23 protein-coding genes and 1 tRNA gene are annotated in these 14309 nt (G+C 46.3%); 22 read left to right on the top strand and 2 right to left on the bottom strand.

Features of this window, described 5'->3' with window-relative positions; genetic code table 11:
• Nucleotides 1-21: 21 nt before the first annotated feature.
• From rpsQ to rplQ, 21 genes are all read left to right on the top strand, one after another.
• Complete coding sequence (gene rpsQ / locus CR164_RS03460; protein ID WP_110022526.1) at nucleotides 22-291, top strand: 30S ribosomal protein S17; 270 nt, start codon at nucleotides 22-24, stop codon at nucleotides 289-291.
• 40 nt (nucleotides 292-331) lie between these two features.
• The gene (gene rplN, locus CR164_RS03455; protein ID WP_110022525.1) at nucleotides 332-700 is read left to right on the top strand and encodes a 50S ribosomal protein L14; all 369 of its coding nucleotides are present in this window, start codon (nucleotides 332-334) and stop codon (nucleotides 698-700) included.
• A gap of 17 nt (nucleotides 701-717) precedes the next feature.
• A tRNA-Gly gene (locus tag CR164_RS03450) sits at nucleotides 718-790 on the top strand.
• A 33-nt stretch (nucleotides 791-823) separates the two neighbouring features.
• Entirely contained in the window at nucleotides 824-1066 is a 243-nt protein-coding gene (gene rplX / locus CR164_RS03445) for a 50S ribosomal protein L24 (RefSeq protein ID WP_110022524.1), read from the top strand.
• Nucleotides 1067-1125: 59 nt separating this feature from the next.
• The gene (gene rplE / locus CR164_RS03440) at nucleotides 1126-1716 is read left to right on the top strand and encodes a 50S ribosomal protein L5 (RefSeq protein WP_110022523.1); all 591 of its coding nucleotides are present in this window, start codon (nucleotides 1126-1128) and stop codon (nucleotides 1714-1716) included.
• Between the two features lie 16 nt (nucleotides 1717-1732).
• Nucleotides 1733-2002, top strand: a complete 270-nt coding sequence (gene rpsN, locus CR164_RS03435; RefSeq protein WP_110022522.1) for a 30S ribosomal protein S14 — start codon at nucleotides 1733-1735, stop codon at nucleotides 2000-2002.
• 62 nt (nucleotides 2003-2064) lie between these two features.
• Nucleotides 2065-2460, top strand: coding sequence for a 30S ribosomal protein S8 (gene rpsH / locus CR164_RS03430; RefSeq protein WP_110022521.1), 396 nt, complete (start codon nucleotides 2065-2067; stop codon nucleotides 2458-2460).
• A 28-nt stretch (nucleotides 2461-2488) separates the two neighbouring features.
• Nucleotides 2489-3028: a 50S ribosomal protein L6 gene (gene rplF, locus CR164_RS03425; protein ID WP_110022520.1), complete on the top strand. Its 540-nt coding sequence runs from the start codon at nucleotides 2489-2491 to the stop codon at nucleotides 3026-3028.
• Nucleotides 3029-3080: 52 nt separating this feature from the next.
• A complete protein-coding gene (rplR, locus tag CR164_RS03420; protein ID WP_110022519.1) occupies nucleotides 3081-3440 on the top strand; it encodes a 50S ribosomal protein L18 in 360 nt (119 codons plus the stop codon).
• Nucleotides 3441-3461: 21 nt separating this feature from the next.
• A complete protein-coding gene (gene rpsE, locus CR164_RS03415) occupies nucleotides 3462-3980 on the top strand; it encodes a 30S ribosomal protein S5 (RefSeq protein ID WP_110022518.1) in 519 nt (172 codons plus the stop codon).
• A 16-nt stretch (nucleotides 3981-3996) separates the two neighbouring features.
• Entirely contained in the window at nucleotides 3997-4182 is a 186-nt protein-coding gene (gene rpmD, locus CR164_RS03410; protein WP_110022517.1) for a 50S ribosomal protein L30, read from the top strand.
• A gap of 36 nt (nucleotides 4183-4218) precedes the next feature.
• Nucleotides 4219-4770 (top strand): 50S ribosomal protein L15, encoded by a 552-nt coding sequence (gene rplO, locus CR164_RS03405; RefSeq protein ID WP_110022516.1) that lies wholly within the window; start codon nucleotides 4219-4221, stop codon nucleotides 4768-4770.
• 18 nt (nucleotides 4771-4788) lie between these two features.
• Nucleotides 4789-6114 carry a preprotein translocase subunit SecY gene (gene secY, locus CR164_RS03400; RefSeq protein WP_110022515.1) on the top strand — a complete coding sequence of 442 codons (1326 nt, stop codon included), beginning with the start codon at nucleotides 4789-4791 and terminating at the stop codon, nucleotides 6112-6114.
• A 21-nt stretch (nucleotides 6115-6135) separates the two neighbouring features.
• Nucleotides 6136-6912: a type I methionyl aminopeptidase gene (gene map, locus CR164_RS03395; protein ID WP_110022514.1), complete on the top strand. Its 777-nt coding sequence runs from the start codon at nucleotides 6136-6138 to the stop codon at nucleotides 6910-6912.
• 42 nt (nucleotides 6913-6954) lie between these two features.
• Complete coding sequence (gene infA, locus CR164_RS03390) at nucleotides 6955-7173, top strand: translation initiation factor IF-1 (protein WP_068867962.1); 219 nt, start codon at nucleotides 6955-6957, stop codon at nucleotides 7171-7173.
• Nucleotides 7174-7289: 116 nt separating this feature from the next.
• Nucleotides 7290-7406 (top strand): 50S ribosomal protein L36, encoded by a 117-nt coding sequence (gene rpmJ / locus CR164_RS03385; protein WP_110022513.1) that lies wholly within the window; start codon nucleotides 7290-7292, stop codon nucleotides 7404-7406.
• 39 nt (nucleotides 7407-7445) lie between these two features.
• A complete protein-coding gene (gene rpsM, locus CR164_RS03380; RefSeq protein WP_110022512.1) occupies nucleotides 7446-7823 on the top strand; it encodes a 30S ribosomal protein S13 in 378 nt (125 codons plus the stop codon).
• 50 nt (nucleotides 7824-7873) lie between these two features.
• The gene (rpsK, locus tag CR164_RS03375; protein WP_110022511.1) at nucleotides 7874-8257 is read left to right on the top strand and encodes a 30S ribosomal protein S11; all 384 of its coding nucleotides are present in this window, start codon (nucleotides 7874-7876) and stop codon (nucleotides 8255-8257) included.
• Nucleotides 8258-8300: 43 nt separating this feature from the next.
• A complete protein-coding gene (gene rpsD, locus CR164_RS03370; protein ID WP_110022510.1) occupies nucleotides 8301-8912 on the top strand; it encodes a 30S ribosomal protein S4 in 612 nt (203 codons plus the stop codon).
• 29 nt (nucleotides 8913-8941) lie between these two features.
• Nucleotides 8942-9928, top strand: coding sequence for a DNA-directed RNA polymerase subunit alpha (locus CR164_RS03365; RefSeq protein WP_110022509.1), 987 nt, complete (start codon nucleotides 8942-8944; stop codon nucleotides 9926-9928).
• Nucleotides 9929-9974: 46 nt separating this feature from the next.
• Entirely contained in the window at nucleotides 9975-10475 is a 501-nt protein-coding gene (gene rplQ / locus CR164_RS03360; protein ID WP_110022508.1) for a 50S ribosomal protein L17, read from the top strand.
• A gap of 123 nt (nucleotides 10476-10598) precedes the next feature.
• Here rplQ and rsmG read toward each other — a convergent pair whose 3' ends face one another.
• Complete coding sequence (rsmG, locus tag CR164_RS03355; RefSeq protein ID WP_110022507.1) at nucleotides 10599-11264, bottom strand: 16S rRNA (guanine(527)-N(7))-methyltransferase RsmG; 666 nt, start codon at nucleotides 11262-11264, stop codon at nucleotides 10599-10601.
• A gap of 145 nt (nucleotides 11265-11409) precedes the next feature.
• Between rsmG and CR164_RS03350 the strand changes: the two genes are divergently transcribed.
• On the top strand, nucleotides 11410-12525 hold the full coding sequence (locus CR164_RS03350; protein WP_110022506.1) for a mannose-1-phosphate guanylyltransferase: 1116 nt from the start codon (nucleotides 11410-11412) through the stop codon (nucleotides 12523-12525).
• A 288-nt stretch (nucleotides 12526-12813) separates the two neighbouring features.
• On the opposite strand, the gene cysS is transcribed toward CR164_RS03350, so the two are convergent.
• Nucleotides 12814-14268, bottom strand: coding sequence for a cysteine--tRNA ligase (gene cysS, locus CR164_RS03345; RefSeq protein WP_110022505.1), 1455 nt, complete (start codon nucleotides 14266-14268; stop codon nucleotides 12814-12816).
• Nucleotides 14269-14309: the final 41 nt, after the last annotated feature.

Raw genomic sequence — 14309 nt, 5'->3', positions numbered from 1 at the left:
ACTTAAAATCAAGAAACTGCAATGGCTAAAAGTGCAGCAGAAAGAAGTCGCAAGAAAAGCTGGATAGGCAAAGTGGTCAGTGATAAAATGGATAAGGCTATTGTCATTGCCGTCGAGCGAAGAGTACAGCATCCGGTTTATAAAAAGTACTTCAAAAAGACGACGCGTCTTATGGTTCATGATCAGAACAATGAGGCTGGAGTGGGTGATATTGTCAAAGTGGTGGAGTGCAGGCCGCTCAGCAAAAAAAAGAGCTGCCGTTTGGTCGAAGTGGTTGAAAAAGCAAAATAAGCTTGGTTTCCAATTTCATTTTAATAAAGGTTGAAGTAGGATGATCCAGAAAGAGACAAATCTGGTTGTGGCCGATAACAGCGGCGCCAAAAAAGTTCGATGCATACATGTGTTCGGCGGTACAGGCAGGCGTTATGCCGGTCTTGGAGATCAGATCATGGTTACCGTAAAAGCTGCGGTTCCTGGAGGTGTTGTCAAGAAAAAAGAGGTATCCAAGGCTGTCGTGGTTCGTTGTGCAAAAGAACAGAGAAGAAAAGACGGTTCATATATTCGTTTCGACGAAAATGCTGTTGTGTTGCTCAATGCACAGGGTGAGCCTCGTGGAACACGTATTTTCGGACCTGTCGCAAGGGAACTCAGAGACAGGAAGTATATGAAGATTGTTTCGCTGGCCCCGGAAGTTCTTTAAGGGTCTGCGATGTTCAAGCGGGAGTAACTCAGCTGGTAGAGTCACAGCCTTCCAAGCTGTTGGTCGCGGGTTCGAGTCCCGTCTCCCGCTCGGGTTTTATGAAAAATATCTCCAGGGTAAAACATGAAAACAGGTATTAATCAGGTTAAGCTGCATGTCAAAAAAAACGACACAGTCGTTGTCATTGCAGGTAATGACAAGGGGAAAACAGGAAAAGTATTGAGGGTATATCCTCAAAAAAACAGGGTGATCGTTCAGGGGGTGAATATCAGAAAGCGTCATGTTCGTCCATCGCAGACTCATCCTCAGGGAGCCATTATCGAACGTGAATTTCCCATTCACGCGTCGAACGTCAAGAAAAGTTAACCAGTTTATGAATCAACGCAGGATGACCAAGACCATCCTGTATAATGTTACAGTAGAAGATGGCAAAGAAAACAGAAACACAGCAAAACACCGATACAGCCAAGCCTCGCCTGGAGACAACATACAAGGATACCGTTGTTCCTGCTCTCGTCGAGCGGTTCAAGTATAAAAATATCATGATGGTTCCGAAGCTTTCCAAAATATCGATCAATATCGGGGTTGGAGAAGCTGCGGCTGAGCCAAAGCTGCTCGAGACTGCTATTCAGGAGCTCGGACAGATTACCGGTCAGAAGCCACAGATCCGCAAGGCCAGAAAAGCCATTTCCAATTTCAAGCTTCGTGAAGGACAGGCCATCGGCTGCAGGGTTACGCTGCGGAAGAAATATATGTATGAATTTCTGGAAAGGTTTGTTACATTGGCCGTTCCGAGGATTCGTGATTTCCGGGGATTGAGCACAACCAGCTTTGATGGTCGTGGAAACTACACGGTTGGAGTCAGGGAACAGATCATTTTTCCCGAAATCGATATTGATAAGGTGCCGAGAATTCAGGGTATGGATATCAGTTTTGTAACAACAGCGAAAACTGACGAAGAAGCATTTGCACTGCTCTCCGAGCTTGGTATGCCGTTTAGAAAAAAGAACAACTAAACAATCAAGAGAAAAGATGGCAAAGAAAAGCGTGATCGCAAGAAACGAGAAGAGGAAAGCGCTCGTAGAGAAATATGCCGCAAAGCGTGAAGAACTGAAAAAAGCAGGGGACTACGAGGCTCTCAGCAAGCTTCCGAGAAACAGTTCCCCTACTCGAGTCAGAACCCGTTGTGTTTTGACCGGGAGAGGCCGAGGTGTTTACGAGAAGTTTGGTCTCTGCCGCCAGATGTTTCGCAAGCTTGCTCTCGAAGGCAAACTGCCCGGGGTAAGAAAAGCAAGCTGGTAGCACGTTCATACGCCCTGATGTGCAGCAAAAGAGTTTATTTTGAAAGTAATTAACAGTGTACTATGCCTGTAACCGATTCAATAGCCGACTACATTACCCGTATCAGAAACGCCGGGAATGCACATAATACAACTACGGATATTCCGTACTCCAAGCTCAAGGAAAATATTTCGAAGCTGCTTGTTGAAAAAGGCTACATCAAAAACTTCACGGTGATAACTTCCGAACAATTCCCGTTTATCAGGGTGGAGTTGAAGTATTCCGACGACGGTTCGCCTTCAATCAAGGAGATTACCCGAGTCAGCAAACCGGGAAGAAGAGTATACAACGGCAAAGACCTGAAGAAATATCTGGGCGGTCTTGGGCTTTTTATCGTTTCGACCTCGAAAGGTGTCATTACCGATAAAGAGGCCAGAGAGCAGGGTGTCGGTGGAGAAGTCCTGTTCCGTATTCTTTAATTAACAAGCCAAAGCGTTTAGGGATATCATGTCAAGAATTGGAAAAATGCCGGTCAAGCTGGCAGAACAGGCAAAGATTGAGATAAAAGATAACGTTATTACGGTTTCCGGGCCAAAGGGTACATTACAGCAGAACATGGTGCCTGAAATCGTTGTCGATATCAAAGAAGGAGAGGTTGCCGTTACCCGTGTCGACGATAGCAAGCGTTCAAGGGCGATGCACGGTTTGTATAGAATGCTGGTGAGCAACATGATCGAAGGTGTTACCAGCGGTTTTACAAAAAAACTGCTTATTAATGGTGTTGGTTTTCGTGCTGAGAAGAAAAGTGAATTCCTCGCTCTTTCACTCGGATTTTCACATATGATATATTTCAAGGCACCTGAAGGCATCGCTATCGAGTGTCCGGACCCAACATCTATTGTCGTTAGTGGTATCGATAAAGCTCTTGTTGGTCAGGTTGCCGCTAAAATCCGCTCTTTCCGCAAGCCTGAGCCGTATCGTGGTAAGGGAATCAAGTACTCTGACGAGGTTGTACGCCGTAAGGAAGGAAAAGCAGCTGGTAAGTAAAGTGGTAAAAGGCACGTTAATTGTCAGGTAATAAAATTTTCAGGATAAAGAAATGGGACAAGTTGTAAAAGTTGCGCGCAGGCAGAAAATTAAAAAACGCAGTAAAGCCAGAGGGCAGGGGACTGCTGAAAAGCCGAGACTTTGCGTATACAGGAGTTTGTCGCAGATTTATGCACAGTTGGTCGATGATAACAATGGTTCTACCCTTCTGGCTGTTTCCAGCATGTCGAAAGAGAACAAGGCGCTGAAAGGGTCGAAAACCGAAGTCAGCCGTGCTATCGGGAAACAGATCGGCGAAAAAGCTATGGAGAAAGGTATTACAAAAGTGGTATTCGACCGTAACGGGTTTCGGTATCACGGCAGAGTGCAGGCTCTGGCCGAGGGTGCACGAGAAGCCGGACTGGTCTTTTAAAACAATACAAAGAAAGTGTTCATGTCGAAGAAAACTGCGAAAAATATCAGACCTGGTGAGTTAAACCTGAAAGAGAAGCTGGTCCATATTAACAGAACCGCGAAAGTTGTTAAAGGTGGTAAGAGATTTGGTTTCAATGCTATCGTTGTTGTCGGCGACAAGGAAGGGCATGTCGGTTACGGGCTTGGCAAGGCAAACGAGGTTCAGGATGCAATCGCAAAAGGGGTTGAAGACGGTAAGAAAAACGTTATCAAGGTTCCGATTGTCAAAGGAACCATACCTCACCAGATAGTGGCGAAATACGGTTCGGCGAAAGTGATGATGAAGCCGGCTACGCCAGGTACTGGTTTGATCGCAGGTGGTGCGGTTCGTGCCGTGCTGGAAATGGCAGGTATTCATGATATTTTAGCCAAATCGCTTGGTTCATCCAATCCTCATAATGTGGTCAAAGCCGCAATCAGGGGGCTTGAAAGTATTTCCGATGCCTATGATGTCGCTGAAAGACGTTCAAAAAGTTTGAAAGAGGTTTTTGAAAGCTAAACAGAGCTTGTGAATAATGAGTGATAAAAAGATAACCATTACCCAGGTACGCAGCATGATCGGGTGTACAAAAAAACAGAAAGCTACTATCAAGGCTCTTGGTCTGGGTAGACCGAACTATAAGGTTGAAAAACCCGATAATGCCTGTACAAGAGGTCAGGTAAGGGTTGTTCAGCATCTGGTGAAAGTCGAAGAGCAGTAAGAGTTTCAATAATTGCAAGTCAGAGATTGAAGAAAAATGGATTTAAGTTCACTACGTCCTGCTAAAGGTGCGGTAAAGAACAGGAAACGAATCGGCAGGGGACCGGGGTCCGGAAACGGAACTACGGCAGGGAAAGGTAACAAAGGGCAGCAGTCGAGGAGTGGTTACTCCCGCCCAATATCGGAAGGCGGTCAGATGCCGATTTACAGAAGGTTGCCCAAGTTCGGTTTTACCAAGCCAAACAGAAAGAACATTATTTCTGTTAACCTGTCTCAGATCGCGCTCTGGATTAAAAACGAAAAGGCATCGGCAGAAAAGATCACCGTTGAAGATCTCAAAAAGCTTTGCAGTGCAAGCCGGGCCGATTACTTCAAGATTCTCGGTAACGGAGAGCTGGAAACCCCGGTTACCATAACCGCGCATTTTGTCAGCAAGGCCGCAGAAGAGAAGATCGTCAAAGCAGGTGGCTCTATTACCCTTGCTTCGCGTACTCTTCTTGAAGCTGAACGGCTCAAGGATCTTCCGCTCGATGAAGCGCTGATGAAGCCGAAGGCTCGTGTGAAAAAGACGAAAGAAAAAAAGTCCTGAACCGCTCATTGATCACTTATGAAGCTGACTGAGAGCCTCCAAAATATCAACAAAATTCCCGAATTGCGGCAACGGATTCTGTATACGTTGCTGCTTTTGATTATCTACAGAATAGGATCCCATATAACGCTTCCTGGAGTCGATGCGTCGGCCATATCGGGCGCATCACAGACACACGCCAGTGATTTGTTCGGTCTGTTCGATCTTTTTGTGGGGGGTGCGTTTGCCAGAGCGTCGATCTTTTCTCTGGGAATCATGCCGTACATTTCTTCGGCTATTATCGTTCAGCTGCTTGGTGCTGTAACACCTTACTTTCAAAAGCTGCAGAAAGAAGGTGAGGAAGGCCGGCAGAAAATCAACCAGTATACGAGGTACGGGACGTTGTTAGTCGCCTCGCTTCAGGCCTGGGGGGTCAGCGTGAGCCTAGCAAGTCCGGCTTCTTTCGGACGGGTTGTCGTTCCCGATCCAGGGTTTTTCTTTATGTTTTCCACGGTGTTGATTCTCACCGCAAGCACACTGTTCATCATGTGGCTTGGTGAAAAAATTACCGAGAGCGGTATCGGCAACGGCATATCCCTCATTATCATGATCGGTATTCTTGCCGGATTTCCTCAATCGCTCATTGCTGAAATTCAATCCGTATCGCTCGGCAGCAAAAACTGGATCGTAGAGGCGGTCATTCTTGCCTTGATGGTTGTAATCGTTGCAGCTGTTGTCGTCCTGACCGTAGGAACTCGGCGTATACCTGTCCAGCATGCCAAAAGGGTGGTCGGAAGGAAAATGTACGGTGGTGGAACCCAGTATATTCCGATGAGAGTAAACACGGCAGGCGTCATGCCGATTATTTTCGCACAGTCGATCATGTTCCTGCCGAGCACGTTTCTTTCTTTCTTCCCGGAAAGCGAGATCATGCAAAATGTCGCCAATGTATTTGCGTATGACTCATGGTGGTACGCGGTCATGTTCGGTTCGATGATTGTTTTCTTCACGTATTTTTATACGGCTATTGCATTCAACCCGAAGGAAGTTGCCGATACGATGCGCAGGCAGGGTGGTTTCATTCCAGGAGTTCGTCCGGGGAAGAGTACCGCTGATTTTATAGATAACATTTTAACCAGGATAACACTTCCCGGTGCTATATCGCTGGCATTCATTGCGGTTCTGCCTACGTTTCTTACAAAATTTGCTAACGTAACCCCAGGGTTCGCTCAATTTTTCGGTGGTACAAGTCTTCTGATTATCGTTGGTGTCGGGCTCGACACGCTCCAGCAGATAGAAAGTCATCTGCTGATGCGTCATTATGATGGTTTTATGAAATCGGGTAAAGTTCGCGGCCGTCGATGACGGGCGCGTGAAAAGGATAGTATGATTACGATTAAAAGTCAAAGAGAAGTTGAGCTGATGAAGGTATCAGGATCCATTGTTGCCGCAGTTCTCGACATGATAGGGGAGGAAGTTCGTGAAGGAATGACTACCCTTGAACTCGATACGATGGCCGAGGCATGCATTCGAGATCACGGTGCAGTCCCGAGTTTTCTTCATTATCGGCCGAAAGGGGATTTAAGTGTAAAGCCTTATCCCGCTACTCTCTGTGTTTCCATCAATGAAGAGGTGGTTCATGGAGTTCCGAGTAAAAAAAGGATTGTCAAAGAAGGGGATATTGTTTCTGTCGATTGCGGTGCCTACAAAGGCGGTTATCATGGAGATTCGGCACGAACCTACATTATCGGTGATGTGCCGTCGGAAGTAAGGAAGCTGGTTACCGTGACCAAGGAATGCCTTGAGCGGGGGATTGCACAGGCTGTTGCAGGAAACCGTTTACATGATATCTCCGCAGCCGTCGAAGAACATGCCCGTTCTAACGGTTTCAGTGTCATTGAAAATATGGTGGGTCACGGAATCGGTAGTGAATTGCATGAGGAACCGGCGGTGCCGAATTACGGACGGAAAAATACCGGCGTCAAGCTTCGCGAAGGAATGGCGCTGGCTATAGAGCCTATGATCGCCATGGGCCGTTCGAGAAATGCAGTGTCGAAAAACGGTGAATGGGTTGCCGTGACGGAAGACGGAAATCCGTCGGCACATTTTGAGCATACGATCATCGTGAGGAAAGACCGCGCTGAAATTATGACGCTGTCGTAAAAGAGCAGGAACTCATTTTAATCAAAAAGGAGTTTGTAAAGATTGGCGAAGGAAGATTCGATTGAAGTAGAAGGTGAAATTCTCGAGGCATTGCCGAACGCACAGTTCAAGGTAAAGCTCGAGAACGGCTTGGAAATCCTGGCGCATGTATCCGGAAAGATTCGAATGCACTATATCAGGATTCTTCCCGGTGACAAGGTTAAGGTTCAGATTTCCCCATATGATTTGACCAAAGGAAGGATAACATACAGATACAAGTAAATCCGGGGTAAAGTGGCGCTTTAAATCGGGTGTTCTGTTGATTATTTCCGAAAAAATTGTTACATTATAGGCCTTTTCTGTTTTGAGAGCCAATACTATCATAGTGGGAGTTAACCATGAAAGTTTATTCATCTATTAAAAAACGTTGTGAACATTGCCGCATTATCAGGCGCAAAGGTAAAAGGTTTGTGATCTGTAAAGTAAACCCGAGTCACAAACAGCGTCAGGGTTGATAAAGCAGGAATTAAGAATAACGACATACTAAGAACATTATGAGGATTGCTGGGGTAAATTTGCCGCTAAACAAGCATGCTGTTATTGCCTTGACGCATATTTACGGCATTGGAAAAACATCTGCGAAAAATATTCTTGAGCGTGCAGGAATAGATCCCGCTAGAAAAATTTCCGAGCTGAACGACGACGAGGCTCATTCCATCAGGGAGATTATTTCCGAGGATTATATCGTCGAAGGTCAGGCAAGAGGTGAGCAGCAGTTGTCCCTCAAGCGTTTGATGGATATCGGCTGTTACAGAGGGTTGCGTCACAGACGCTCGTTGCCGGTAAGAGGTCAGCGTACGCAAACAAACGCAAGAACTCGAAAAGGAAGGCGCAAAACAGTCGCCGGCAAGAAGAAAGCGGTCAAGAAGTAAGCGTCAGTAGTTGAAAGAGCTAACACAGATACCAAAGATTGTAAAGATACATGGCTACAACAAGCAGGAAAAAAAAGAAGGTAAAAGTTACTTCTGAAGGCACGGTGCATATCAAGGCGTCGTTTAACAACGTATTGGTGACCATAACCGACATGCAGGGAAATACCGTTTCCTGGTCAAGTGCCGGTAAAAACGGTTTCAAGGGGTCCAAGAAAAATACCCCGTATGCTTCGCAGGTGACATCTGAAGCCGCTGCAAAAGAGGCTTATGATTTAGGTATGCGGTATGTGCACGTACTCATTAAAGGCCCAGGTTCGGGAAGGGATGCTGCAATCAGGGCTCTGCAAGGTGCTGGCCTGGAAGTGCGATCCATAAAGGATATTACACCTCTTCCGCATAACGGCTGTAGACCTCCGAAACGCAGAAGGGTCTGATCACCATTTAGCTAACAAGAATATTTCAATGAGTTAATTTGATATGGCAAGATTCAGAGGTTCTATTACTAAAGTATCAAGAAGATTAGGGGTTGCTCTGTCGCCCAAGGCGGAAAAATATCTGGAGAAACGTCCTTATGCTCCAGGTGAACACGGGCAGTCGAGAAGGGGGAAGGTCTCGGAATATGCATTGCAGCTACGTGAAAAACAGAAGATGAAGTATCTGTACGGCGTGCTTGAAAAACAGTTCCGTAATTACTATAAAAAAGCTGTTTCCCAGCGCGGTGTAACCGGTGACAACCTTGTGAGATTGCTCGAGAGACGTTTTGATAATGTTGTGTTCAGGGCAGGTTTTTCACCATCGAGGGCTGGTGCCAGGCAGCTTGTAACCCATGGCCATCTTTTGATTAACGGAAAGAAAGTCAATATTCCATCATATCTGTTGAAACCCGGTGATGCTATAGAGTTCAGGCAGAAAAGCCAGAACCTCGATGCCGTTACCGATTCGCTCAACAAAGCTCCGGAATCACGCATACCATCATGGATCCAGGTCGACAAGGCGCATAAGAAAGCGGTATTTCTGACTGTACCTGAGCGGGAAGAAGTACAGGAGCCGTTTAATGAACAGCTTGTTGTTGAGTTGTACTCCAAGTGATTTTAATGAAACTCTAAGGTATAAAGACCATGATATACCAAATGCAGATGCCAGAGAAAATTGATGTCGATGAAGGAACGCATAATGACAGGTATGGTACGTTTATAGCGCAGCCTCTGGAGAGAGGATATGGTGTTACGCTCGGCAATGCAATGCGTAGAGTGCTCCTTGCGTCTCTGCCTGGAACCGCAATTACCGGCGTCAAGATCGATGGCGTTTTTCATGAATTTTCGGCTGTCGATGGTGTCCGTGAAGATGTTCCGGAGATTATTCTCAATCTTAAGAAAGTTCGCTTCAAATCATCCAATAAAAGGAGTTGTAAAACGACGCTGACCATAGAGGGTCCGGCAGATGTCACTGCGGGTGATATTGTTGCTCAAGAAGGGGAATTCGAAGTGCTGAACTCGGATCTGCATATTGCTACGGTGAATGCGGGTGCGAAACTGAGTATGGATGTTTATATCGGTCGTGGCAGAGGATATGTGCCGGCTGAAGAAAATCGCGGAGAAGGTATGCCGATCGGGTTTATCGCTCTCGATGCGATTTTCACTCCTATCAAAAATGTGAAGTTTTCGGTTGAAAATACCCGTGTCGGGCAGCGGACGGATTACGAGAAAATGATTCTCGATGTCGAAACCGACGGCTCCATTTCTCCTGACGATTCAATCAGCCTTGCGGGTAAGATCATTAACGATCATGTTTCGCTTTTTGCGAACTTTTCGCCGACTGAGGAAGAATTTACGGAAGAAGAGTACAAGCAGCAGGATGATGAGTTTGAAAGCATGCGCAAGCTGCTGCAAACCAGAATAGAGGATCTTGATCTTTCTGTTCGTTCCCATAACTGTTTGAGGCTTGCTGAGATTGAAACTCTCGGGGATCTGGTTTCCCGTAAAGAGGACGAGCTTCTTACATACAAGAACTTCGGAAAGAAATCCCTGATGGAGCTGAAAGAGCAGTTGGAAAAGTTTGAACTGAAATTTGGTATGGATATAACCAAGTATCAGATGAAAGGGTAAAGAAGTAAGTAGATTTTTTAAGAATTCTTGAGAGAACCACGCCGTTATGCGCAAAGTAAAGTCAGCAAGAAAACTTGGGAGAACAGCCACCCATAGAAAGGCAACACTGGCTAATTTATCAACACAGTTGTTGCTGCATAAACGTATAGAGACCACCGAAGCTAAAGCTAAAGAGGCAAGCAGGTACGTTGAAAAAATCATCACAAAAGCAAAAGACGGCACCGTCCATGCTCAGCGTATCATTTTCCGTAAAATACGTGATAAAGCCGCCATACGTGAATTGTTCGAGGATATTGTCGGAAAGGTGGCGGATAGAAACGGGGGCTATACAAGAGTTGTAAAGCTTGCGCCTCGATATGGTGATGCTGCAAAAATGGCTGTGCTTGAGCTTGTCGATTATACAGAGGCTCCTATGGACGCTCCTAAACAGGCAAAACAAGATCGTTCCAGGCGCGTTCGGGGTTCGAAGAAAGCTGCAACAGCACCGGAAAAAAGTGAAACTGTCGAACCTGCTGAAAATGAAACTGCAGCGAGTGAAAAAGAATAGGTGACACGCATCATTCGCTTTCTGCTATCGGCGGTAGTGATACTATCTAAATAGAAAAGCACCTTGAACGAAACTCAATTGTTCAAGGTGCTTTTCTTTTTTATTTCAATGGTATTACCGTTTTTAGCTGTTTGCAATGACTATGTATTTATTCTCAAAACAGGCGTCAAAATGGTCTATCGGTAAAAGAGAAACATCTGCCGGGAAGCCGTTGTTTTTTTGGGCCCGGTCCAGTGCCTCTTCAATCTCTTTTTCAAGGTATCCGCCTTTAAGGCATATGAGTGAACCTCCAGGAAGCAGAAGCTTCTCTGCGTAACGGCACAGGTTACGAAGCGGTGCAACCTGTCGGCTGAGCACCGTATGAAAAGCGACTCCTTTCAACTCTTCTGCTCTCTCTTTTTTGGCATGAACATTTTTCAGGCCGATTCTCTGTATCATTTCCCTGCATGCATTGATTTTTTTTCCTGTTGCATCTATGAGCAGAAAAGAGGTTTCAGGGAATGCTATGGCAAGAGGTATGCCGGGTAGTCCTCCTCCTGTCCCGATGTCGAGCACTTTTTCGCCGGGTTTGAATCGATGGTACAAGCCGATAAGCAGGGAATGAAAGATATGCCGGATAAGTAGCGGGGCTTTTTCTTTTCTGCTGACGAGGTTAAGCGTTTTGTTCTTTGACTCGAGAAGGTCGGCATACTCCTCCAACTGCCGGAGCTGCACGTCATGTAGCAGGAGTCCTTTCTCGGCACACTGTTGCCGTATTCGTTCTGTGTTGTTATCTCGTACTGACTCCATTGCAAAACTTCTTGAAAAGGAGATGTAACAGTTTTGAAACCATAAAATGATAAATTAACTGTAATGTATAAATTGTTATGCTGATGGGTGACTCTGAATTTCTCCTTTTTTTATTGCATCCTGAAGAAATTATAATCCTTCGATAATGCAGTTTCCGGTAGAGCATCTCTATGCAGTGGTCATGGCAGGTGGAGCAGGTGGTTTGATGCTTTGGCCCTATTCGAGAAAAAAGATCCCGAAACAGTTTGTCGATGTTTTTGGGAGCGGAACGATGATCGAGTCTGCCATCACCTGTGTAAGCGGGTTGGTTTTACCTGAAAATATTTATGTCGTGACGAATGTTCAGGGTGAGATGATGATGCGTCGGTCATTGCCATGGTTTCCTTCCGAAAATATTCTCGTTGAGCCTGTCGCAAGAGATACCGCTCCCTGTATCGCTCTTGCGACGGCCTACATAAGTAAAAAAGATCCTGAAGCGGTAATGATTACCGTTCCTTCAGATCTTCTTGTGCTTGACAAGCGGTTGTTCGGGGAGATTCTCAATACAGGGGTTGCCGTTGCTCAGGACAGAAAAAGCATAGTGACCATAGGGGTAACACCGGATCATCCTGAACCTGAGTACGGCTACATCCAGATCGACAAACTTCAGGCGGCGGAAGATAGTTTGCAGGAGAGTACTGTTCCGATGTTTACGGTCAGGGCATTTGCGGAGAAGCCGGATATCAAAACCGCACAGGAGTTCATCGACAGTGGTGATTTTTACTGGAACAGCGGCGTTCTTATCTGGCATATCGATGCTATTCGCCGTGAGTTCGAGCGTTCAATGCCAGATCTTTACAAGGATTTACAAAGCATTTATGACGTGATTGGCACGGAAAGAGAACGTGCGGTTATAGAAGATGTCTACAGCTGGTTACATCCGGTATCGATCGCTTATGGTGTTATGGAAAATGCCGAGTCTGTTTGTATGCTTGCCGGGAAGTTTGGGTGGACGGATCTCGGGTGCTGGGATGACGTGCTCAAGATCGATGGAAAAGATGCCGGTGCTTCTGAGGAAGCGGATTTCAATATGGTTCAAGTGGACACAGCAAACAATTTTGTGAAAAAAAGCGGTAAGAAAGCGGTTGCAATTGTCGGGCTTGAAGATATTATCGTTATCGATACTGAAGATGCCCTCCTGATATGCCGCAAAGGACATTCGCAGGATGTGAAAAAGGTTGTGGACATTCTCCGCCGTGAAGGCCTCGAGGATTATCTCTGAATACCGGATGTTTCGAGGATAGTGGTCGGGGCTCGATAGTTGTATCGGTCGAGGCTGCTTCAAAATGGAAGTTCCTCTTTTCTTGCCACCCTGGAGTTTGAACCGTAGAATCCGAAACAATTATTTCACAGGTCTTACCCGGGATCCATCGATTTTCCTGTTTTTCACTATGGATGCCGGATCAAGTCCGGCATGACTTTATAGGATGATTGGATGCCGGATCACCTTGTGTAATAGAACAAAGAGTATTACACAAGGCGTCATGACTTTCTAAGGAGATTGGGTGTCTTACTTATTTTCGGAGATGCTCCATTCTGCGCCTTCCTTGGTGTCTTTGATTGCAACTCCGGAATCTGCAAGCCTGTCACGAATAAGATCGCTCAGTGCAAAATCCTTGTTCTGCCTCGCCTGTTTTCGTACGTCAAGCAGAATGGAAACGATGTCATCGACCATCTCTTTTCCTGCAGCTTTTCCTTGTGAGCTTTCCGTATTTCCGGTCTCGATAATTCCAAGCACGTCGTGGCCACAGGACTCGAAAATCTTTTTACATTCTTCGAGCGAGTTTTCCGAGAGCCCTTGTTTACTGTTCAAGGCGGTATTTACGGCTCGAGCAAGGTCGAAAAGTACGGAAATAGCGATCGGTGTATTGAAATCATCGTTCATGGCATCGGTAAACCGCTCTTCATATCCCGCAGTGTCGAGTTCTTCGCTGCCTGGGGCTGCGGTTGCGAGTGCCCGCCATGTTTCCTGCAGTTTTTCGAGGCCGGATTGTGAAGCCTTGATAGCGGTTTCTGAAAAATCAAGGGGAGATCGGTAGTGGGACTGCAGAATAAAAAACCGTATGACTATCGGTGGGATGGTTTGAAAAAGGTCTTTCAGGTTAACCGAGTTTTTCAGCGATTTTCCCATTTTGGTGCCGTTAACCGTTACCATGTTGTTGTGCATCCAGTAGCGTACATAGGGCTTTCCCGTAGCGGCTTCGGATTGCGCTATTTCACACTCGTGGTGGGGGAACTTGTTTTCCATGCCTCCGCCATGTATGTCGATTGTATCACCGAGGTATTTCATTGCCATGGCGGAACATTCGGCGTGCCAGCCCGGATAGCCGGTACTCCAGGGGGAATCCCATTTCATGAGGTGCCCGGTTTCGGCTTTCTTCCAAAGAGCGAAATCCGCAGGGTGACGCTTTTCGCTTCTCGATGCCACCCTGCCGCCGGATTGCTGGGCTTCCTGGTCTGTCCGGCCCGAAAGCCTGCCGTAGTCGGGAAAAGAGGAGACTGAGAAATACACATTGCCGTTTACTTCGTAGGCATGGCCGTTTTCCATCAGCTTTTTTATCAATGCAATTTGTTCGGGAATGTGTCCGGTTGCCGTAGGTGCGATATTCGGTCTGTCAACTCCTAATCGATCCATATCTTCATAGTAACTCCGCGTATAATATTGGGCGATTTCCATGGGATCGGTTTTTTCGAGACGGGCCTGTTTGGCGATTTTGTCTTCTCCTTCGTCGGCGTCATCGGTAAGGTGCCCGACATCGGTGATATTCTGGATATACTTGACGGTATAACCAAGATGCCGGAGCCATTTGACGACGACATCGAACGAGACATAACTTTTTGCATGGCCAAGATGAGCATGCCCGTAAACCGTAGGACCGCAGACGTAAAGCGTTGCGATTCCGGGATGCAGGGGTGTAAACTCTTCTTTTTGCCGGCTGAGTGAATTGTATATAAAAAGGGACATGATTCGTGGTTCTATGCAGTGGCTGAAAATCTAAGGAAAAA

It is taken from the genome of Prosthecochloris marina, from assembly GCF_003182595.1.
In the GTDB taxonomy this organism is placed as follows: Bacteria; Bacteroidota; Chlorobiia; order Chlorobiales; family Chlorobiaceae; genus Prosthecochloris; species Prosthecochloris marina.
This window is presented reverse-complemented; position numbering and strand designations above follow the sequence as displayed.

Excerpts from the sequence above, each read along its gene's own strand:
- CR164_RS03350 (WP_110022506.1), top strand. The coding sequence starts at position 11,410 with ATGCAGTTTCCGGTAGAGCATCTCTATGCAGTGGTCATGGCAGGTGGA.
- rpsD (WP_110022510.1), top strand. The coding sequence starts at position 8,301 with ATGGCAAGATTCAGAGGTTCTATTACTAAAGTATCAAGAAGATTAGGG.
- rpsM (WP_110022512.1), top strand. The coding sequence starts at position 7,446 with ATGAGGATTGCTGGGGTAAATTTGCCGCTAAACAAGCATGCTGTTATT.
- secY (WP_110022515.1), top strand. The coding sequence starts at position 4,789 with ATGAAGCTGACTGAGAGCCTCCAAAATATCAACAAAATTCCCGAATTG.
- rpsN (WP_110022522.1), top strand. The coding sequence starts at position 1,733 with ATGGCAAAGAAAAGCGTGATCGCAAGAAACGAGAAGAGGAAAGCGCTC.
- rplO (WP_110022516.1), top strand. The coding sequence starts at position 4,219 with ATGGATTTAAGTTCACTACGTCCTGCTAAAGGTGCGGTAAAGAACAGG.
- rpsE (WP_110022518.1), top strand. The coding sequence starts at position 3,462 with ATGTCGAAGAAAACTGCGAAAAATATCAGACCTGGTGAGTTAAACCTG.
- rplN (WP_110022525.1), top strand. The coding sequence starts at position 332 with ATGATCCAGAAAGAGACAAATCTGGTTGTGGCCGATAACAGCGGCGCC.
- rpmJ (WP_110022513.1), top strand. The coding sequence starts at position 7,290 with ATGAAAGTTTATTCATCTATTAAAAAACGTTGTGAACATTGCCGCATT.
- rplX (WP_110022524.1), top strand. The coding sequence starts at position 824 with ATGAAAACAGGTATTAATCAGGTTAAGCTGCATGTCAAAAAAAACGAC.
- rpsQ (WP_110022526.1), top strand. The coding sequence starts at position 22 with ATGGCTAAAAGTGCAGCAGAAAGAAGTCGCAAGAAAAGCTGGATAGGC.
- rplE (WP_110022523.1), top strand. The coding sequence starts at position 1,126 with ATGGCAAAGAAAACAGAAACACAGCAAAACACCGATACAGCCAAGCCT.
- CR164_RS03365 (WP_110022509.1), top strand. The coding sequence starts at position 8,942 with ATGATATACCAAATGCAGATGCCAGAGAAAATTGATGTCGATGAAGGA.
- rsmG (WP_110022507.1), bottom strand. The coding sequence starts at position 11,264 with ATGGAGTCAGTACGAGATAACAACACAGAACGAATACGGCAACAGTGT.
- rpmD (WP_110022517.1), top strand. The coding sequence starts at position 3,997 with ATGAGTGATAAAAAGATAACCATTACCCAGGTACGCAGCATGATCGGG.
- rplQ (WP_110022508.1), top strand. The coding sequence starts at position 9,975 with ATGCGCAAAGTAAAGTCAGCAAGAAAACTTGGGAGAACAGCCACCCAT.
- rpsK (WP_110022511.1), top strand. The coding sequence starts at position 7,874 with ATGGCTACAACAAGCAGGAAAAAAAAGAAGGTAAAAGTTACTTCTGAA.
- cysS (WP_110022505.1), bottom strand. The coding sequence starts at position 14,268 with ATGTCCCTTTTTATATACAATTCACTCAGCCGGCAAAAAGAAGAGTTT.
- rplR (WP_110022519.1), top strand. The coding sequence starts at position 3,081 with ATGGGACAAGTTGTAAAAGTTGCGCGCAGGCAGAAAATTAAAAAACGC.
- rpsH (WP_110022521.1), top strand. The coding sequence starts at position 2,065 with ATGCCTGTAACCGATTCAATAGCCGACTACATTACCCGTATCAGAAAC.
- rplF (WP_110022520.1), top strand. The coding sequence starts at position 2,489 with ATGTCAAGAATTGGAAAAATGCCGGTCAAGCTGGCAGAACAGGCAAAG.
- map (WP_110022514.1), top strand. The coding sequence starts at position 6,136 with ATGATTACGATTAAAAGTCAAAGAGAAGTTGAGCTGATGAAGGTATCA.